The sequence below is a fragment of the Xanthomonas dyei genome, from assembly GCF_002939865.1.
Taxonomy (GTDB): Bacteria; Pseudomonadota; Gammaproteobacteria; order Xanthomonadales; family Xanthomonadaceae; genus Xanthomonas; species Xanthomonas dyei.
On record NZ_MDEE01000011.1, the window covers coordinates 10,619 to 28,834 of the forward strand.

Sequence of the window (18,216 nt, forward strand, 5' to 3'; positions counted from 1 at the left end):
AGATGAGTGCTTCCACGGCAGCGCCGGCACGTGACCGATTGCGTATTGCCATCCAGAAAAACGGCCGTCTGGCCGAGCCGGCGCGCAGCCTGCTGGCCGCCTGCGGGCTGAGCTGGCGGCAGAGCCGCGACAAATTGTTCTGCTATGGCGAATCGTTGCCGGTGGACTTGTTGCTGGTGCGCGACGACGACATCCCGGGCCTGATCGCCGACGGCGTTTGCGACTTAGGGATCGTGGGTCAGAACGAACTGGACGAGCAGGCGTCGTCGCGTCGTCGCGCTGGCTTGCCGGCCGCCTACCACGCCGTGCGTGGGGTCGGTTTCGGCCAGTGCCGGCTGATGCTGGCGGTGCCGGAAGAATGGGACTGGCAGGGCATCCAGCAACTGGCAGGCAAGCGCATCGCCACCAGCTACCCGGCGATCCTGGCCGACTGGCTGGAGCGGCAGGGCATCGATGCGGCGGTGGTAGAGCTCTCCGGTTCGGTGGAAATCGCTCCGCGCCTGGGCACCGCCGACCTGATCTGCGACCTGGTGTCCAGCGGCGCGACGTTGGCGGCCAACCAGCTCAAGCCGGTGGAGCTGGTGATGGAAAGCGAGGCCGTGCTGGCCGGCGCCGTGAGCGAACCGGCCGATGCGCGCGCCGCGTTGCTGGCGATGCTGCTGCGACGCATGGACGGCGTGCTCAAGTTGCGCGACAGCAAACTGCTGATGTTCCGTGCCGAACACGGCAACGTGGATGCCCTGCGTCGCCTGCTGCCCGATGCCGACCCGCTGGTACAGCTGCCTGACGATGGCAACGGCGCACTGCGGCTGCAGACTATGTGCCACGGCGCGGTGACCTGGCAACGGTTGGAAGAACTCGAACGCGCAGGTGCGCAAGGCTTGATGGTGCTGACAGTGGAGCGCTCGCTGGCATGAACATTCTCGATTGGTCCCAACTCGATAGCGCGTCGCGTACCGACGCCTTGACGCGCCCGGTGCAGACCGTGGCCACACAGACGCGCGACGCGGTCGCCAGCTTGATCAGCGATGTGCGTGCGCGCGGCGATGCGGCATTGCGCGACATCACCGCGCGTTTCGATGGCGTGTCGCTGGACAGTTTTGCAGTGAGCGCGGCCGAATTCGCCGCCGCCGAGGCCGCCGTGGCGCCGGAGCTGCGCCAGGCGATGCAGGATGCGGTTGCACGCATCGACACTTTCCACCGCGCCGGCATGAGCGAAGGTTATGCAGTGGAAACCGCGCCAGGGGTGGTCTGCGAAAAGATCGTGCGGCCGATCGGGCGGGTGGGGTTGTACGTGCCGGCCGGCAGCGCGCCGTTGCCGTCGACCGCGTTGATGCTCGGCGTTCCCGCGCGTCTTGCCGGCTGTCGCGAGGTCGTGCTGTGCACGCCGCCGCGCAAGGATGGCAGCGTGGATCCGGCGGTGCTGGTGGCCGCGCAGCTCACCGGCGTGCGCCGCGTATTCAAGCTCGGCGGCGCGCAGGCGATTGCCGCGATGGCCTATGGCACCGAGTCGGTACCGAGCTGCGACAAGTTGTTCGGCCCGGGCAATAGCTACGTCACCGAAGCCAAGCAGCAGGTGGCGCAGTCCGGCGCGGCAGCGATCGACATGCCGGCCGGTCCGTCGGAAGTGTTGGTGATTGCCGATGCCGGCGCGCAGCCCGCTTTTGTGGCTGCCGACCTGCTGTCGCAGGCCGAACATGGCCCGGACTCGCAGGTCTTGTTGTTGTCCGACAGCGATGCGTTGATTGCCGCCGTGCAAGTGGAGTTGGATGCGCAATTGGCGCAGCTGTCGCGTGCCGCTATTGCCCGTCAGGCGCTGGCGCAGTCGCGGCTGATCAAGGTGCAATCGCTGGACGAGGCATTTGCCATCAGCAACCGTTATGCGCCTGAGCACTTGATTCTGGCGCTGCGCGAACCGCGCGCATGGTTGAACCAGGTGGAAGCGGCCGGCTCGGTATTTCTCGGCGACTACACGCCCGAAGCCTTGGGCGATTACTGCAGCGGCACCAACCATGTGTTGCCGACCAGCGGCGCAGCGCGCGCTTATAGCGGCGTGAGCGTGGCCAGCTTCCAGAACATGGTCAGCGTGCAGGCGGCGAGCAAGGCCGGCATCGATGGCATCGGCGAATGCGCGTTGATTCTTGCGCGCGCCGAAGGCCTGGATGCGCATGCCAATGCGGTGGCCCTGCGCATGGGAGTGGCGGCATGAGCACGCCATCGATTCTTGAGTTGGTGCGCGAAGACCTGCGTGCGTTTGCCGGCTATTCGTCGGCGCGCACCAGCGCGTTGCAGGGCGATGTCTGGCTCAACGCCAACGAATCGGCCTGGGGCAACCCGGCCGATCCCCACGGCAGCACGCGACGCTATCCCGACCCGCAACCCAAGGGCCTGCGCGCAGCGCTGGCAGAGGTGTATGGCTGCGCGCCCGAGCAACTGCTGATTGGACGTGGCAGCGACGAAGCGATCGACCTGCTGGTACGCGGCCTGTGCGTGCCCGAGCGCGATGCGGTAGTGGTGACGCCGCCGGTGTTCGGCATGTATGCGGTGTGCGCGCGCTTGCAGAATGCCCCGCTGGTGGAGGTGCCATTGATCGATGGCAGCGATGGATTCCATGCAGACATCGCCGCCATCGTCGAAGCGGCACTGACCTCGAAGGCGAAGCTGGTGTTTTTGTGCTCGCCCTCCAACCCGGCGGGGTCGGCGATTGCATTGCAGGACATCGAAGTCGCAGTGCAGGCGCTGCAGGGCAAGGCGCTGGTGGTTGTGGACGAAGCCTACGGCGAATTTTCGGACGTGCCATCTGCGGTGACGCTGCTGAGCCGCTACGACAATCTTGCCGTACTGCGCACCTTGTCCAAAGCGCATGCGCTTGCCGCTGCACGCATCGGCTGCCTGATCGCCAATGCCGAATTGATCGCGTTGTTGCGACGCTGCCAGGCCCCGTATCCGGTCCCCACGCCGTGCGCGGTGATGGCCGAGCAGGCGTTGTCTGCGCCGGCACTGGAGGTCACACGCCGGCGGATTGCCGAGGTGCGCAGCGAGCGTGAGCGCGTGCGCGTGGCATTGACGCAGCTTGCCGGCGTCCGCCAGGTGTATGCGTCGCAAGGTAACTTTTTGCTGGTGCGTTTCGACGACGCCGAGGCTGCCTTCCAGGCGCTGCTGGAAGCCGGCGTGGTGGTACGCGATCAACGCGCGGTGCCGCGCCTGTCCGATGCATTGCGCATCACGCTGGGCACGGTCGAACAGAACCAACGCGTGCTTGGCGCGCTGCAGCGCAAGCAGGAGGCCGCATGACCCCGATCCTTTTTGTCGACCGCGATGGCACGCTGATCACCGAGCCGGCCGACTATCAGATCGACGCCTACGAGAAGCTGCGCTTTGTCGACAACGTGATTCCGGCGATGCTCAAGCTGCGCGATGCCGGTTATCAGTTCGTCATCGTCACCAATCAGGACGGTCTGGGCAGCGAGAGCTATCCGCGCGCCGCATTCGATGGCCCCAACAACCTGATGCTGCAGATCTTCGCCAGCCAGGGCATCGAGTTCCGCGAAGTGCTGATCGACTGCAGCTGGCCGGCCGACAACGCACCCACACGCAAGCCTGGCGTCGGCCTGATGGTGCCTTATCTGCAAGACCGCAACATCGACTGGGCGCGCTCGGCGATGGTGGGCGACCGCCTGACCGATATCCAGTTTGCGCAGAACCTCAACATCCGCGGCTTCCAGCTACGTACCGATGAATTCGGCGGCGACTGGGATTGGCCGGGCATCGCGCACGAACTGGCCGATGCGCCACGGCGTGCGGTGGTTCAGCGTAATACCAAAGAAACCAAGATCCGCGTCGAGCTGGATCTGGATCGCGTCGCCGAGCCGCATACCGCCACCGGCCTGCCGTTCTTCGATCACATGCTGGAGCAGATCGGCAAACACGGCGGTTTTGCGCTGGATATCCGCGCCGACGGCGATCTGCATATCGATGAGCACCACACCATCGAAGACACCGGCCTGGCGCTGGGCCAGGCACTGCGCGAAGCCCTGGGCAACAAGCGTGGAATTGGCCGCTATGGGTTCGATCCGGCCGAAAGCCCCTGGCTTGCGGCGGGCGAGAGCGCGCAACACGGGTTCACCCTGCCGATGGATGAAACCATCGCCAGCGCGGCGCTGGATTTCAGCGGCCGGCCGTACTTCGTGTTCGATGGCGAGTTCAAGCGCGAACGCGTGGGCGATATGCCCACCGAGCTGGTCCCGCATTTCTTCCGTTCCATTTGCGATGCGTCCGGCTTGAACCTGCACCTGAGCGTGCGGGGCGAGAACGATCACCACAAGGTCGAGGCATGCTTCAAGGCGCTTGCACGCGCCCTGCGCCAGGCGATCCGTCGCGAAGGCACGGCGCTGCCCTCTACCAAGGGCGCGCTATGACCGACCTTGCGCTGATCGACGCCGGTGGCGCCAATCTGGGCTCGGTGCGCTACGCATTGGAGCGGCTCGGCGTGGAAGCCCGACTGGTGCGCGATGCGGCCGGTTTGCAGGGCGCCGATCGGGTGATCCTGCCCGGCGTCGGCGCGGCACCGGAAGCGATGAAGCGTCTGCACGCGCAAGGCTTGATCGAGCCGCTACGCCAGTTGCAGGTGCCGTTGATTGGCATCTGCCTGGGCATGCAGCTGCTGTTCGAGCGTTCCGAAGAAGGCGACGTGGAATGTCTGGGCCTGTTGCCGGGTGTGGTGCGCCACATGACGCCGGCGCTTGGCATCCGCGTGCCGCATATGGGCTGGAACCAATTGGTACCGATGCGCGAATCGGCTTTGCTGGCCGGCCTGCCCGAACGCGCCAGCGCCTATTTCGTGCATGGGTACGCCGCGCCAGTCACCCCGGACACGGTGGCCGCCTGCGATCACGGCGGCTTGTTCACTGCAGTGGTGCAGCAAGGTCTGCGCTGCGGCGCGCAGTTTCACCCGGAGCGCTCGGCCGAGACCGGTGCCCGCATTCTGCGCAATTTTCTTGAGATGAGCTTCCCATGAGTTTTACTGTCTACCCGGCGCTGGATATCCGCAACGGCCGCGTGGTGCGCTTGTTGCAGGGCGATTACGCGCGCGAAACCCAGTATGGCGACGATGTGCTGCCGCGCGCGCAGGCGTTTGCCGATGCCGGCGCACAGTGGATGCATCTGGTGGATCTGGATGCGGCCAAGGCCGGTGGCTATACCTTGGCCGGTACGCTGGGCGAGATCGCGCGCGCCACCGGCTTGCAGATGCAGACCGGCGGCGGCGTGCGTTCGCGCGACGATGTGGCGCGCATCCTCGATGCCGGTGCGGCGCGCGTGGTGATCGGCTCGCTGGCGGTGCGCGAGAGCGACACCGTGATTGCATGGCTGCAGGAATTTGGCGCAGATCGCCTGACCATTGCGCTGGACACTCGGCAGGATGCGGCGGGTGTGTGGCAGCTGCCGGTGCATGGCTGGACCGAAGCGGCCGAGGCCACGCTGGACCAATTGGCGGTGCGCTATGCGCAGGCCGGCCTGCAGCACCTGCTGTGCACCGACATCGCACGCGATGGCATGTTGTCCGGGCCGAACATGGACCTGTACGCGCATTTGCGTGCACTCACGCCGCAGCTGCAGGTGCAGGTCTCCGGCGGCGCGCGCAATCTTGCCGACGTCGCCGCGGCCAAGGCCTCGGGCTGCGCCGGCATCGTGCTGGGCAAGGCCTTGCTCGAAGGGCACCTGGATCTCAAGGACGCATTGGCATGTTGAGCCGTCGCATCATTCCCTGCCTGGACGTGCGCGATGGGCGCGTGGTCAAGGGCGTCAAGTTCCGCGACCACATCGACATGGGCGATATCGTCGAACTCGCATTGCGTTATCGCGCGCAGGGCGCCGATGAGCTGGTGTTCTACGACATCGGCGCCAGCCCGGAAGGGCGCTCGGTCGATTACACCTGGGTCGAGCGCGTGGCGCGGCTGATCGACATTCCGTTTTGTGTTGCCGGCGGCATCCGCGATGTCGAAACGGCACGTGCAGTGTTGCACGCCGGTGCCGACAAGATTTCGATCAACTCGCCTGCGCTCGGCCGCCCGCAGCTGATTTCCGAACTGGCCGATGCCTTTGGCGTGCAATGCGTGGTGGTCGGTATTGATTCCATTCGCGAAGAAGACGGCCAGTGGCGGGTACGTCGCTACACCGGCGACCCCAGCAAGACCCAGGCGCTGCCGATGCGCACGCTGGATTGGGTAGCCGAAGCGCAGCGTCTGGGCGCCGGTGAGATCGTGCTCAATTGCATGGACAACGACGGCGTGCGGCGCGGCTACGATATTGCGCAGTTGCGCCAGGTGCGTGCGCTGTGTCGGGTGCCGTTGATCGCTTCCGGTGGTGCAGGCGAACTGCAGCACTTTGCCGACGTGTTCGACCAGGCCGATGTGGACGGCGCCCTGGCCGCCAGTGTGTTTCATAGCGGCGCGATTCCGATCCCGGAACTCAAGCAATTTTTGCGCGCGCAACAGATCGAGGTACGTGATGGGCAGTGACACCGTGGCAACCGACGACGCGCTGCAGGCGCTGGACTGGAGCAAGGGCGATGGCTTGTTGCCGGTCGTCGTGCAGGACGCCGACAACCTGCGCGTGCTGATGCTGGGCTACATGAATGCCGAGGCGTTGGCAGTGACGCAGCAGCGCGGCGAAGTCACCTTCTTCAGCCGCAGCAAGCAGCGTTTGTGGACCAAGGGCGAGAGCTCGGGCAACGTGTTGCGCGTGGTCTCGATCGAAGCCGACTGCGACGCTGATACGTTGCTGGTGTTGGCGCGTCCGCATGGACCCACCTGCCATCTGGGCCGCACCAGTTGTTTTCCGAGCGCGCCGGGTCAATTCCTCGGTAGCCTGGATGCATTGATCGCCACGCGCGAGCGCGAGCGGCCGCATGGCAGTTACACCACCCAGCTGTTCGAGCAAGGCATCCGCCGCATCGCGCAGAAGGTGGGCGAGGAGGGCGTGGAAACCGCACTGGCGGGGGTGGTGCAGGGCGATGCGGAGTTGCTCGGCGAATCGGCCGACCTGCTGTATCACCTGATCGTGCTGCTGCGCGCGCGTGGCCTGGGCCTGGGCGATGCAGTGGCATTGTTGGAGTCCCGGCACAAATAGTGGATTGGTAGGAGCGCACCCGGGCGCGACGCGTTACCGACACGACCCACGTCGCGCCCGGGTGCGTTCCTAGGACGTGGTGTGGTGTGCGGCATTCCCCGTCCGTCTCGTTCACGTGGCCGCAGAGCAGGTACACGTCCCACCGGTCTTTGCGTAGGAGCGCACATGAGCGCGATGGGGGGCGTTACCGGTAAAGCCCCGTCGCGCCCTGGTGCGCTCCTACGATGCGATGTGGTTTGCACGCCTGCGCCGTCCACGTTGCCCCGGCGGGTACAATTTCTGCTGGTCTTTTGGCGGGAACACGCATGCAGCTTCGCTTCGCTCTTCTAGTCCTGGGTGTGTTCGCCGACAGCGCGTATGCGCGCGATGCGGTGGTCGATGGCATCGTGTACGAAGAGCGCGACGGGCGTGCCGGCCGCAGTGCCGATGAGTCCGGTGTTGCCGATGTGGCGGTGTCCAACGGCACGCAGATCGTGCGTACCGATGCACAAGGTCGCTATCGTTTGCCGGTGCGCGAGGGGCAGACGGTGTTCGTGATCAAACCGGGCGATCGCAGTTTTGTGCCCGCCGCTGATGGCTTGCCCGGGTTCTGGCGGCACTACGCGCCGCGCGGTTCGATCAAGCGCAAGTATCTAGGCATCGCCGCGACCGGTCGCAAGATGCATGACTGGGATTTCGCGCTGACGCCGCGTTCGGAAGCGGCAGGCAGCGGGTTCGACATGCTGGTGTTTGCCGACAGCCAGACCGCCAGCCTCACCGATGTGGGCTATTACCAGCGCGATATCGTGGCGCCGCTGGTCGGCAAGACCGCCGCCCGGCTCGGTACCACATTGGGCGACATCGTCAGCGACGATCTGAGCCTGTATCCGGCCTTGAACAAGGTCACCACGCAGCTCGGCGTGCCGTGGTTCCATGTGCCCGGCAATCACGATCTGAATGTCGATGCCGGCGACGATCTGCAGTCGCTCGACAGCTGGCGTGCGGTGTACGGGCCGGACACCTACGCGGTGGAAGAAGCCAACGCCAGCTTCGTGTTTCTGGACGATGTGATCTATACGCCCGGCGGCAAGCCGGCATATGTGGGCGGCCTGCGCGAAGACCAGTTCGTGTTTCTGCAGAGCTATCTGGCGCAGCTGCCACGCGAGCGCCTGCTGGTGCTGGGCATGCATATCCCATTGTTCGATGCAGCCCCGGGGCAGGAGACCTTCCGGCATGCCGACCGCAGCCGCCTGTTCGCGCTGCTGAAGGACTTCCCGCATGTGCTGGTGCTCAGCGCGCACAGCCACACGCAGCGGCAGGTGGAGCATGGCGCGGACGAAGGCTGGCAGGGCGCGCGCCCGTTGCACGAATACAACGTTGGCGCCGCCTGCGGTGCGTTCTGGTCCGGGGTCAAGGATGCCGACGGTATTCCCGATGCGACGATGAGCGACGGCACGCCCAACGGTTATGCTGTGCTGAAGGTCGCTTCCAGCGGCGACTACACCCTGGCCTATCACGTCGCACGCGCGGCCGACGATGCACAGCTATCGCTGTCTGCGCCCAAGGTGCTGCGGCAGGGTGCGTATCCGGCCTGGGGCGTGTACGCCAATGTGTTCATGGGGCAGGACAGCACCGTGGTGGAGTCGCGTATCGATGCTGGGCCGTGGCAGGCGATGAAGCGTGTCGAGCGCCCGGACCCGGGCTTGCTGGCGGAAAACGCGCGCGACGATGCAGCGCCGGAACTGCGTGGTTACGACCGCTCGCCCGAAGCCACGCCATCGACGCATCTGTGGCGCAGTGCGTTGCCCACCACGCTCGGCGTTGGCGAACATGTCGTCGAGGTGCGCGCTACTTTGCCAACCGGGCAATACAGCGCACGCACGGTGTATCGCTTGCAGCGCGCCGACCCTTGAGCAGATGCGCGCGTGCAAGGCGGCGCAGCAGTTCGTGGCGGTAACGCCCGTCGCGCCCAAGGACGCTCCTACGGCATCGCTGGGGGAATCGGTATCGAGCCCCACAAACGCAAACGCCTCCACGAAGGAGGCGTCTTGAGATCCGGGCTGGCAGGCGAAGGCGCGCTGGCGAAGATCTGTGCTGGCTGGCGAAGTGCTTGCTGGCTGCGCGAGTGTAGCGATGCGCAGACATTACTGGCGAAATGAGAATTAGTCTCAGCGCGTCGGCTTTATCGCGATGATGCGGGCGTCGTGCGAATCGGCGCTTTGCGTCGCGACGCAGTCGATGCTGGCGTAGCTGCTCCCGCTGTATCGGCTGCCGGTTCGGCGTCAGCGTCGCGCTGCGCTTCGGCGTCCATCTCGGCGTTGGGGTCGTCCTCCAGCGGCGGATAAGGATAGGCAACTGCCGGGCCAAGGTGCAGCCCGGCGCGCCAGCGCGCCAGTACCGGCGCAATGCGCCTGCCCAGCGATTGTTGCGGCAATGACGGCAACTCGCCGTCCTGTTTCTCGCGCGCGGTGATCGCGGTCTTGGCGATGTCGAAGGCGGCCAGCGGATCGTCGCTGCGGTTCATCGCATCGATCAGCCAGGCTTGGCCGAAGTAGGTGGCATTGGACGTGTTGCCGCAGCCGAACGATGGCCGATCGGCACGTGCCGCGGTCAGGACTAGCGTGTCCGGCGAGCGCAGCGCCGGAATGAAGCCGCCCGAATAGCAGGCCGACAGCACGATGATGCGATTGTCGATACCGGCATCGTCCAGCGCCTTGCGCAGATCCTGCGGGCTGATGAAGTCTTCTTCGTTCTGATCCACTTGCACGTACAGCGTGTGATCTTCGGTGCCGTGGGTGGTGACGAACAGCAGCAGCGCATCTTCCTTGCGATTCATGCGCTTACCGATCGCAGCGAGCGTGTCGTAGAGATTGTCGTAAGTCGCCAACGGTGCGTACGGCTGCTCGCCCAGATTGTCCGGATTGTTGACCAGCGCGACCACGCGGCCGCGCGCGTCGAAGCGTTGTTCGAACAATTGTTTGAGGTACAGCGTTTCGTTGCGAAACACGTCGTCGCTGGCATCGCCGGCAAAGCCGACGACATACAGATCGGTGACGCCGGGGCGCTGCGGCTGCACGGCGGCCAGCGCTTTTTTCAGCGCGGCCTGGTCGACCGGGTCCACCTGCGCCGCGTCGTCCGCGGTGGGTGCCGGCAACGCCGCACCCGCATCGGGATGACAGCCGGCAACCAGCAAGACCACGGCGAGCAGCACCAGCATCCGGCGTGTCAACGCGTGCGACGCCAAGGGTGATTGGAACGATGGGGACAACGCCGATGCCTCGATGATGCGTGGAATGGGAGAGTGTGGAGCGGTCGATCGAACGTTGCATCTGGCGACTGCGACTGCCCTCAGACAGATGCGGAGACTGCTCAAGCCGGCAGGAACGTGGCGCAGATCAGAACGCATCGTCCAGCCTTGCAAGCCGCTGCGCATCGTCTTCCACCCCGTCGTTGGCGCATGCATCAGCTGGCGAACCAGCTAATCCACTGACGCATGCACTAGCTGGCAAGCGCCAAGCCAGCCTGCTTCGGTGGCTTCAACGGCTGTGCTGCTTGCAAGATGCCCTCATGCGACCGCGATCAGTCGTCTTATGAGGGCCAATCCGTCACACGACGCTTCGGTCCAAGTGACTGGAGGTCCTACGTCCAACGCATCACACACGGCGTTCTTGCAACCTCACCGGCCGCCGCACCGCGGCAGCCGATGTCTCAGCGAACCTGCCGGCTCAAAACACCAGCTGCGAAAAACTTTCCACGCGCAGGTGGCTGCCCACGTCATCGGGCGAGCGCGGCGTTGGATAGTCTTCGCGGCGGTCCAGCAGCGCGGTGCGCATACCGGTGCGCTTGGCGGCGTCGAGCTCTTCGATCACGTCCGACAAGAACAGGATCTCCGTTGCAGGCTTGCCGATGCGCTCGATAATGCGGCGATAGCTGGCACTCTCGCGCTTGGGGCCCACCTCGGTATCGAACCAGTCGGTGATCAAACCACTCAGGTCGCCCGCATCGCTATGGGCGAAGAACAGCTTCTGCGCCGGCACCGAGCCGGACGAATACACGTACAGCGGGATGCCCTGTGCGTGCCAGGCCTGCAGCTGGATAGCCGCATCGGCATAGATGTGCGCGGTGAAGTCGGCGGTCTTGTAGCCGTCGCCCCAGATCAGGCCTTGCAAGGCCTTGAGCGCGGTGTGCTTGCGGTCCTCGTCGATCCAGGTCTGCAGCGTGGCGATCAACACCTCGTCCGGCACGTCTTCGCCGATCTCGTCGGCCACCTGGTTGAGCCAGTGACGCACCTGCGGGTGGTTGCCGTGCTCGCGCACGTAGGCGGGCACGGCGCGGCGTGCATACGGGAACAGCACGTCCTTGACGAACGAAATGCTGCTGGTCGTACCTTCGATATCGGTGAGGATCGCTTGCGGTCGTGTCATCGTCAGCTGGCCTTGTGAGGTGTCTCGGGGGCGTAGCGGGGGAATTGTTTGGCGATTTCGGTGCCGGTGAAATGTCCGACCCAGCCGTCCGGCTCGGTGAAGAAGCGAATCGCCACAAAATGCGGCTCCGGCCCCATGTCGAACCAGTGCAAGGTGCCATCGGGCACTGCGATCAGGTCGTCCTTGACGCACTCGATCTCATAGACCTTGGCATCCACGTGCAGCGTGAACAAGCCCGAGCCGGCGACGAAGAAGCGCACCTCGTCTTCCTTGTGGAAGTGTTCGTCCAGGAACTTTGCGCGCATTTCTTCGCGCTTGGGGTTATCCGGCGCGACGCTCACCACGTCCACGGTCTTGAAGCCGCGCTCGCGACTGATGCGGTCGATATCGGTGCGATAGGCGGCCATCACCTGTTCGGGCGTGGCGCCGGGTTCGACCGGCTGGCTGGCAGCCCAGCGCTCGAAGGTGACGCCGATCTTGACCAGCTCGGCGGCAATCGCATCGCCATCGCGGCTGTCGAATTCCGGTGTGGTCGGGTTGGTGTCGGCAAAGATACGCAGTCGGCTCATGGCGGTCTGGCTCACGAATGGGGGAGGGACAACACTCAGCGCGGGCCGCGCAGTTTCAGCAGTTCGAGTTCGCAATGCAGCAGGAATTCGAACGCTTCCAGATGGCGGCGTGCCTCGGCCATGTTGCGGCCCCAGGCATACAGGCCGTGTCCTTCGATGAGATACCCCCACATGCTCTGTTTGTCCAGCAAGGCGTCGACCTGCGCGGCCAGCACCTGCATGTCCTGGGTGTTGGCGAACACCGGCACGTCCACTGCGGTTTCGTGGGTGGTATTGCCTTCGAAGGCCTTGAGCAGTTCGTAGCCTTCCAGGCGGATCACGCCGCTGCCGGCATACAGGCGGGACGCAATCGTCTGCACTGGCGAATGCGTGTGCAGCACGCAGCCGATCTCCGGGAAACGGCGATACAGCTGGGTGTGCAGCAGCGTCTCGGCGGAGGGACGCAGCGGCCGGCCAACGGCCTGGCCATCGAAGTCCACCACCATGATGTCTTCTTCGACCAAGCGACCCTTGTCGCGGCCGGACACGGTGATCGCGGCGTGCTGTTCGTCAAGACGATGAGAGAAATTGCTGCTGGTGGCGGGCGTCCAGCCGGCCTGGGCCAGCTCGCGGATGTTGCCGATCAGCAACTGCGCCAGCTCGTGCAAACGGGCGGCGCTATAGGGCAGGGGGGCAGTGGTCGCATTCATGGCGTCATTCTACTGCCCCACCGGATTACGGTCAGGTGCAGCGCAGCAGGGTGTTTGCCCTGTCACGCCCAGACATAGCACCTGCGTTCGCTCAGCGGCTGTCGCGCAGACGGCTGTGGCGATAGCCGTAGCCGAAATAGACCACCAGCCCGACCAGGGTCCATAGCCCCATCAGCATCCAATTGTGCAGGGTCATTGCCGACAGCAGCGCCAGGCAGCTCAGGACACCGGCGCTGCAGATCAACCACGCGGCCGGCATGCGGAACGGACGCGGCAGTTCCGGATGCGTGCGGCGCAGGATCAAGACACCGGCGCACACGGCAGCGAAGGCGATCAGCGTGCCCATCGAGGTCAGCTCGCCCAGCACATCCAGCGGGAAGATGGCAGCCAGTAGTGCGATACCTACACCGGTGATGACGGTATTGATGTGCGGCGTGCGGTACTTGGGATGGATGCGGGTGAAGATCGACGGCAGCAGGCCATCGCGCGCGATGATCATGAAGATGCGCGGCTGCCCGATGATCATCACCAGCACCACCGACGACAACCCGATCAGCGCGCCCACTTCCACCACCACCCGCAACCAGGCCAGCTGCGGATGCGCGGCTACAGCCGTCACCACAGGCTCATCGGTACCCAGCTGGGTGAACGGCACCAGGCCGGTCATCACCGCGGCCATGGCGATATACAGCACGGTGCAGACCACCAGCGACAACATCATGCCGATCGGCAGATCGCGTTGCGGCCGGTGCGATTCCTGCGCCGCCACCGACACCGCTTCGAAGCCGATATAGGCGAAGAACACCATCGCGGCGCCGCGCAGCACACCTTCCATGCCGTACTTGCCCGGTGCTACGTTGGCGGGGATGAAGGGATGCCAATTGGCAGGGTCCACGTACTTCCAGCCTGCCGCGATGACCAGGATGATCAGCCCGGTCTTGAGGATCACCATCGCCATGTTCATCGCCGACGACTTGCGGATGCCGACATAGCATAGCCAGGTCAGCAACAGCACGATGGCAGCAGCAGGCAGGTTGGCGATCGCACCGGTGCGTTGCAGCTTGCCGTCCAGCGGTGCGCTGACCACGGCGGCCGGCAAATGGATTCCGAAGTGTTCCAGCAGGCTGAGGAAATAGCCGGTCCAGCTGACCGCCACGGCCGAGGCGGAGACGCCATATTCGAGCACCAGCATCCAGCCGATGAACCAGGCCGCCAACTCGCCGAAGGTGGCGTAGGTATAGGTGTAGGCGCTGCCGGACACCGGCACCATTGCGGCAAATTCGGCGTAGGCCATGGCGCAGAATGCGCAGCAGATCGCCGCGAGCACGAACGACAGCACGATCGCAGGGCCGGCATGGTCGGCCGCCGCCTGGCCGGTGATCACGAAGATACCGCCGCCGATCACCGCGCCGATGCCCAGGGCGGTCAGCCCCCAGGGACCGAGCGCGCGTTGCAGACCCAGCCCGTCGGCCGCCTCATGGCTGGCGTGCGGGTGTTTGGTAGCCCAAAGTTGTTTGAACATGGAGCGATTCCTGTTGAATCCCTGCGCGTGACGGTGCGTGCTTGTGCGGGATGTGCGGGCTGTTGCGAGGGACTCGCAATCAAGCCTTGCGGGCCAGACGACTATGGCGGATGCCGTAGCCGAAATAGATGAACAGGCCGATCACGGTCCAGCCCACGAACACCTTCCAGTGCTCCTGGAAGGCCTGGAAGAACAGGAACAGGCAGGCCAATGCGCCCAACGGGCAGATCACCATTGCCAACGGCACCCGGAACGGGCGCTCCAGCTCGGGCTTGGTGAAGCGCAGCACCATCACGCCGGCGCACACGGTGGCGAAAGCGAGCAGGGTGCCCATCGACACCAGTTCGCCCAGCACATTCAACGGAATCACCCCGGCCAGCAGCGCCGCGACCACACCGACGAAGATGGTGCCGACGTAGGGCGTGTGGAATTTCGGGTGCACCTTGCCGAACAGTTTGGGCATCAACCCATCCTTGGCCATGGTGTAGAAGATGCGCGGCTGCGCCATCAGCATCACCAACACCACCGAAGACAGGCCGGCGATCGCGCCAATCTCCACCGCGGTCTTGAGCCAGCTCAATTGCGGGTGCGCTTCCAGCGCGGTGGCCACTGGCTTGGCCGTGCCGAGCTGGGTGTAGGGCAGCAGTCCGGTCAACACCGCACAGACGATGATGTAGATGACGGTGCAGATCGCCAGCGACACCAGGATGCCGATCGGCATGTTTTTCTGCGGGTCCTTGGTCTCGCCGGCAGAGGTGGAGACTGCGTCGAAACCGATGTAGGAGAAGAACACGATGGACGCCGCGCGGAACACCCCATCCCAGCCGAACTGGCCCGGGCCGGTGTTTTCCGGGATGAAGGGGTGCCAGTTCGCCGGGTCGATATAGGCGATGCCGAAGCCGACGAACAGGCAGATCACCACGACCTTGATCGCCACCACGATCGCGTTGGCGAACGCCGATTGGGTGACGCCCACGTAGCACAGCATGCTCACCGCGGCGACGATCAACACCGCCGGCAGGTTGACGATGTTGCCGGAGCTGACAAAGCCATGACCGTCCCAGGCCAATGGCGCACCTGCAAGTTCTGCCGGGAACGGCAATCCGAGCGTGCCGGTCAGGAAGCTGATGAGGTAGGCGGACCAACCGACCGCGACGCTGGAACCGGCAAACAGGTATTCCAGCACCAGGCACCAGCCGATGAACCAGGCGATGCCTTCGCCAAGGGTGGCATACGAGTACGAATACGCGCTGCCGGAGACCGGCATCATCGCCGCGAACTCGGCGTAGCACAGGCCGGCGAAGGCGCAGGCGATACCGGCGAAGACGAACGACAACATCACTGCGGGGCCGGCGTGATTGGCCGCGGCCTGCCCGGTCAACACGAAGATACCAGCGCCGATCACCGCGCCGATGCCGAGCATGATCAGGTGCTTGGCGGTGAGGGTCCGTTGCAGCGTCGCTTCGCCCTGCAGGCTGCCTTCGACCGGTTCGCCCGCATCCACATGTCCAGCGGGCTCGATCGGTTTGACCCTCAACAGAGACTTCAGCATTCGGTACATCCCTAAGTGGCAGAACGGAGGCGCGCGCGCCTGGGCGAAGGTGTGCGCCGCATCCCGATGGGACAGGCAAGCGGCCTACCTTGCCAAAGCTACACGCTCACGACAAGCGCGTACGCAGCATGAATGGCGATAATGGTCGCTGATCCATGCGCAACCGAGAACGCCAGATGGTGGATGCAACCCTGCGGCAGCAACTGGCTGCCTACTGTGCATGTTGGCCGGACGAGGCCGAGGTGGCCGACCAGTTCGTGCAGCTGCTGGACGATGCCACCGATGCGTTCGTGCGCGAGCGTGTCGAAGGTCATTTCACCGGCTCGGCTTGGGTGGTCAGTGCCGACGGCAGCCGCACGCTGCTGACCCACCACCGCAAGTTGCAACGCTGGCTGCAGCTGGGCGGCCACGCCGACGGCGACCGCGATCTGGCGCAGGTGGCGCTGCGCGAAGCCGAAGAAGAATCCGGTCTGACCGGTTTGCGGCTGGCAGATGCCGAGCTGTTCGACCTGGACCGTCACTGGATTCCCGCGCGCGGCGAGGTAGCGGGGCACTGGCATTTCGACGCGCGATACGTAGTGGTCGCAGGCGCGGACGAAGCGTTCGACGTCAGCGAAGAGTCGCTGGCCCTGGCATGGCGCCCGATTGCCGAGCTGCTGGCCGAGCCAGAGCTGGATCCGTCGATGCGGCGTATGGCCGAGAAGTGGGTGACCCGAGGCGTGTGATGGGTGCTCAGGGCGTGCGCCCTCATCCGCCCTGCGGGCACCTTCTCCCGCAGGCGGGAGAAGGGATCAAGCGCGCGAGAAGGGATCAGGTGGGAGAAGGGAGCTGGCGGCAGAAGGCGGCAGAAGGCGGCAAGCGGGAGCAGGGGGCAGGTGGAGAAGGATGACCTGCACTCCCTTCTCCCGCTTGCGGGAGAAGGTGGCGCAACGCGCCGGATGAGGGCCGTTCCTGCACCGACACCTCAATACAAAATCCGCGTCCGCAATGTCCCTTCGATCAAGGCCAGGCCTTCCTTCAGCGCGGTGGCCTGCGCTTCGCTGGCGCTGACGTCGATCACCACGTAGCCGACCTTGGCATCGGTACGCAGGAACTGGCCGTCAATGTTGACGTTGTGGCGCGAGAACAACTCGTTGATCTTGGACAGCACACCCGGCACGTTGCGGTGGATGTGCAGCAGTCGCAGGCTGTCGGGGTGCTCGGGCAGCGTCACTTCCGGGAAATTCACCGCCGACAAGGTGCTGCCGTTATCGCTGTAGCGCACCAGCTTGGCGGCCACTTCGATGCCGATATTGTCCTGCGCTTCCAGCGTGCTGCCGCCCACGTGCGGGGTCAGGATCACGTTGTCGTGCGCGATCAATGGCGATTCGAATGCATCGCCATTGCCCTTGGGCTCGACCGGGAACACGTCCACCGCCGCGCCGCCGATGTGGCCGGAGGTAAGCGCCGCATCCAGCGCGTCGATGTCGATCACGGTGCCGCGCGAGGCGTTGATCAGATGCGCGCCAGGCTTCATGCGGGCGATTTCTGCCGCACCGATCATGTCCTTGGTGGATGGCGTCTCCGGCACGTGCAGGGTCACCACGTCCGAGCGCGCCAGCAGGTCGTCCAGATCGATCGCCGCACGGGCATTGCCGAGCGACAGCTTGGTTTCGATGTCGTGGAAGATCACCTGCATCCCCAAGGATTCGGCCAGTACGCCAACCTGGGTGCCGATGTGGCCGTAGCCGACGATGCCCAACACCTTGCCGCGCGTTTCGTGGCTGCCAGCGGCCGATTTGGACCAGCCGCCGCGATGGCATTGCGCATTTTTCTGCGGAATGCCGCGCAACAGCAGGATCGCCTCGGCGATCACCAGCTCGGCCACGCTGCGGGTGTTGGAGTAGGGTGCGTTGAACACCGGAATGCCGGCCAGCTCGGCCGCTTCCAGGTCGACCTGATTGGTGCCGATGCAGAAGCAGCCCACCGCGATCAGCCGCTTGGCGTGCGCCAGCACCTCGGCGCTTAATTGCGTGCGCGAGCGGATGCCCACGATATGCGCATCGGCGATGCGCGCGATGAGTTCGTCTTCGGGCAACGACTTGGCGTGCAATTCGATCTGTGAATAACCGGCGGCGCGGAATACATCCACGGCAGTCGGGCTGATGCCTTCCAGCAACAGGACGCGGATGTCCTGCTTGGGGAACGAGGTTCTCTTCGGCGACATGGGGGAGCGCATTGCAGCAATCGGGTCGGCAACTATGCCAGATGAGGTGCCGGATTGGGTGCTCGCCATGCATGGGTTGCACGCGGCAATCCCTTGCGCTGCAACGGTTTCAGCTGAATCCAACGCAGCGCAAGCGCACCACAGCGC

The 18,216-nt window shown here is 64.9% G+C and carries 17 protein-coding genes; 10 read left to right on the forward strand and 7 right to left on the reverse strand.

The window, feature by feature from the left end:
• Nucleotides 1-2 precede the first annotated feature (2 nt).
• The 9 genes from hisG to XdyCFBP7245_RS09495 all read left to right on the forward strand — a co-directional run bounded on the left by hisG (nt 3) and on the right by XdyCFBP7245_RS09495 (nt 9,020).
• Nucleotides 3-917: an ATP phosphoribosyltransferase gene (hisG, locus tag XdyCFBP7245_RS09455; RefSeq protein ID WP_104615438.1), complete on the forward strand. Its 915-nt coding sequence runs from the start codon at nt 3-5 to the stop codon at nt 915-917.
• Entirely contained in the window at nt 914-2,209 is a 1,296-nt protein-coding gene (gene hisD, locus XdyCFBP7245_RS09460) for a histidinol dehydrogenase (RefSeq protein ID WP_104615439.1), read from the forward strand. Before hisG ends, hisD begins: the two co-directional genes overlap by 4 nt.
• The gene (gene hisC, locus XdyCFBP7245_RS09465) at nt 2,206-3,294 is read left to right on the forward strand and encodes a histidinol-phosphate transaminase (protein WP_104615440.1); all 1,089 of its coding nucleotides are present in this window, start codon (nt 2,206-2,208) and stop codon (nt 3,292-3,294) included. The genes hisD and hisC overlap by 4 nt, the downstream gene beginning before the upstream one ends.
• Complete coding sequence (hisB, locus tag XdyCFBP7245_RS09470; RefSeq protein ID WP_104615441.1) at nt 3,291-4,418, forward strand: bifunctional histidinol-phosphatase/imidazoleglycerol-phosphate dehydratase HisB; 1,128 nt, start codon at nt 3,291-3,293, stop codon at nt 4,416-4,418. The genes hisC and hisB overlap by 4 nt, the downstream gene beginning before the upstream one ends.
• On the forward strand, nt 4,415-5,017 hold the full coding sequence (hisH, locus tag XdyCFBP7245_RS09475; protein ID WP_104615442.1) for an imidazole glycerol phosphate synthase subunit HisH: 603 nt from the start codon (nt 4,415-4,417) through the stop codon (nt 5,015-5,017). Before hisB ends, hisH begins: the two co-directional genes overlap by 4 nt.
• Nucleotides 5,014-5,748, forward strand: coding sequence for a 1-(5-phosphoribosyl)-5-[(5-phosphoribosylamino)methylideneamino]imidazole-4-carboxamide isomerase (gene hisA / locus XdyCFBP7245_RS09480; protein WP_104615443.1), 735 nt, complete (start codon nt 5,014-5,016; stop codon nt 5,746-5,748). The genes hisH and hisA overlap by 4 nt, the downstream gene beginning before the upstream one ends.
• The gene (hisF, locus tag XdyCFBP7245_RS09485; RefSeq protein ID WP_055846413.1) at nt 5,742-6,518 is read left to right on the forward strand and encodes an imidazole glycerol phosphate synthase subunit HisF; all 777 of its coding nucleotides are present in this window, start codon (nt 5,742-5,744) and stop codon (nt 6,516-6,518) included. Before hisA ends, hisF begins: the two co-directional genes overlap by 7 nt.
• Nucleotides 6,508-7,128: a bifunctional phosphoribosyl-AMP cyclohydrolase/phosphoribosyl-ATP diphosphatase HisIE gene (gene hisIE / locus XdyCFBP7245_RS09490; protein ID WP_104615444.1), complete on the forward strand. Its 621-nt coding sequence runs from the start codon at nt 6,508-6,510 to the stop codon at nt 7,126-7,128. Before hisF ends, hisIE begins: the two co-directional genes overlap by 11 nt.
• A 305-nt stretch (nt 7,129-7,433) precedes the next feature.
• Nucleotides 7,434-9,020, forward strand: a complete 1,587-nt coding sequence (locus tag XdyCFBP7245_RS09495; RefSeq protein WP_104615445.1) for a calcineurin-like phosphoesterase C-terminal domain-containing protein — start codon at nt 7,434-7,436, stop codon at nt 9,018-9,020.
• A gap of 269 nt (nt 9,021-9,289) precedes the next feature.
• Here the strand turns inward: XdyCFBP7245_RS09495 and XdyCFBP7245_RS09505 are convergent, their stop codons facing one another.
• The 6 genes from XdyCFBP7245_RS09505 to XdyCFBP7245_RS09530 form a co-directional block, all read right to left on the reverse strand.
• Nucleotides 9,290-10,324, reverse strand: a complete 1,035-nt coding sequence (locus XdyCFBP7245_RS09505) for a C13 family peptidase (RefSeq protein WP_104615447.1) — start codon at nt 10,322-10,324, stop codon at nt 9,290-9,292.
• A 508-nt stretch (nt 10,325-10,832) separates the two neighbouring features.
• Nucleotides 10,833-11,531, reverse strand: a complete 699-nt coding sequence (gene mtnC / locus XdyCFBP7245_RS09510) for an acireductone synthase (RefSeq protein ID WP_104615448.1) — start codon at nt 11,529-11,531, stop codon at nt 10,833-10,835.
• 2 nt (nt 11,532-11,533) lie between these two features.
• A complete protein-coding gene (locus XdyCFBP7245_RS09515) occupies nt 11,534-12,100 on the reverse strand; it encodes a 1,2-dihydroxy-3-keto-5-methylthiopentene dioxygenase (RefSeq protein ID WP_104615449.1) in 567 nt (188 codons plus the stop codon).
• A 35-nt stretch (nt 12,101-12,135) separates the two neighbouring features.
• Entirely contained in the window at nt 12,136-12,789 is a 654-nt protein-coding gene (locus XdyCFBP7245_RS09520) for a methylthioribulose 1-phosphate dehydratase (protein ID WP_104615450.1), read from the reverse strand.
• A gap of 91 nt (nt 12,790-12,880) precedes the next feature.
• The gene (locus tag XdyCFBP7245_RS09525) at nt 12,881-14,311 is read right to left on the reverse strand and encodes an amino acid permease (protein ID WP_104615451.1); all 1,431 of its coding nucleotides are present in this window, start codon (nt 14,309-14,311) and stop codon (nt 12,881-12,883) included.
• Nucleotides 14,312-14,390: 79 nt separating this feature from the next.
• Nucleotides 14,391-15,863, reverse strand: coding sequence for an amino acid permease (locus XdyCFBP7245_RS09530; protein ID WP_170068594.1), 1,473 nt, complete (start codon nt 15,861-15,863; stop codon nt 14,391-14,393).
• 176 nt (nt 15,864-16,039) lie between these two features.
• Between XdyCFBP7245_RS09530 and XdyCFBP7245_RS09535 the strand changes: the two genes are divergently transcribed.
• Nucleotides 16,040-16,588, forward strand: a complete 549-nt coding sequence (locus tag XdyCFBP7245_RS09535; RefSeq protein ID WP_104615513.1) for an NUDIX hydrolase — start codon at nt 16,040-16,042, stop codon at nt 16,586-16,588.
• 239 nt (nt 16,589-16,827) lie between these two features.
• Here XdyCFBP7245_RS09535 and serA read toward each other — a convergent pair whose 3' ends face one another.
• A complete protein-coding gene (gene serA / locus XdyCFBP7245_RS09540; RefSeq protein WP_104615453.1) occupies nt 16,828-18,069 on the reverse strand; it encodes a phosphoglycerate dehydrogenase in 1,242 nt (413 codons plus the stop codon).
• Nucleotides 18,070-18,216: the final 147 nt, after the last annotated feature.

Coding starts and splice junctions, on each gene's coding strand:
- XdyCFBP7245_RS09515 (WP_104615449.1), bottom strand. CDS start 12,100: ATGAGCCGACTGCGTATCTTTGCCGACACCAACCCGACCACACCGGAA.
- XdyCFBP7245_RS09495 (WP_104615445.1), top strand. CDS start 7,434: ATGCAGCTTCGCTTCGCTCTTCTAGTCCTGGGTGTGTTCGCCGACAGC.
- hisB (WP_104615441.1), top strand. CDS start 3,291: ATGACCCCGATCCTTTTTGTCGACCGCGATGGCACGCTGATCACCGAG.
- serA (WP_104615453.1), bottom strand. CDS start 18,069: ATGTCGCCGAAGAGAACCTCGTTCCCCAAGCAGGACATCCGCGTCCTG.
- XdyCFBP7245_RS09530 (WP_170068594.1), bottom strand. CDS start 15,863: ATGCTGAAGTCTCTGTTGAGGGTCAAACCGATCGAGCCCGCTGGACAT.
- XdyCFBP7245_RS09535 (WP_104615513.1), top strand. CDS start 16,040: ATGGTGGATGCAACCCTGCGGCAGCAACTGGCTGCCTACTGTGCATGT.
- hisIE (WP_104615444.1), top strand. CDS start 6,508: ATGGGCAGTGACACCGTGGCAACCGACGACGCGCTGCAGGCGCTGGAC.
- hisC (WP_104615440.1), top strand. CDS start 2,206: ATGAGCACGCCATCGATTCTTGAGTTGGTGCGCGAAGACCTGCGTGCG.
- XdyCFBP7245_RS09525 (WP_104615451.1), bottom strand. CDS start 14,311: ATGTTCAAACAACTTTGGGCTACCAAACACCCGCACGCCAGCCATGAG.
- hisH (WP_104615442.1), top strand. CDS start 4,415: ATGACCGACCTTGCGCTGATCGACGCCGGTGGCGCCAATCTGGGCTCG.
- mtnC (WP_104615448.1), bottom strand. CDS start 11,531: ATGACACGACCGCAAGCGATCCTCACCGATATCGAAGGTACGACCAGC.
- hisF (WP_055846413.1), top strand. CDS start 5,742: ATGTTGAGCCGTCGCATCATTCCCTGCCTGGACGTGCGCGATGGGCGC.
- XdyCFBP7245_RS09520 (WP_104615450.1), bottom strand. CDS start 12,789: ATGAATGCGACCACTGCCCCCCTGCCCTATAGCGCCGCCCGTTTGCAC.
- XdyCFBP7245_RS09505 (WP_104615447.1), bottom strand. CDS start 10,324: ATGCTGGTGCTGCTCGCCGTGGTCTTGCTGGTTGCCGGCTGTCATCCC.
- hisG (WP_104615438.1), top strand. CDS start 3: ATGAGTGCTTCCACGGCAGCGCCGGCACGTGACCGATTGCGTATTGCC.
- hisA (WP_104615443.1), top strand. CDS start 5,014: ATGAGTTTTACTGTCTACCCGGCGCTGGATATCCGCAACGGCCGCGTG.
- hisD (WP_104615439.1), top strand. CDS start 914: ATGAACATTCTCGATTGGTCCCAACTCGATAGCGCGTCGCGTACCGAC.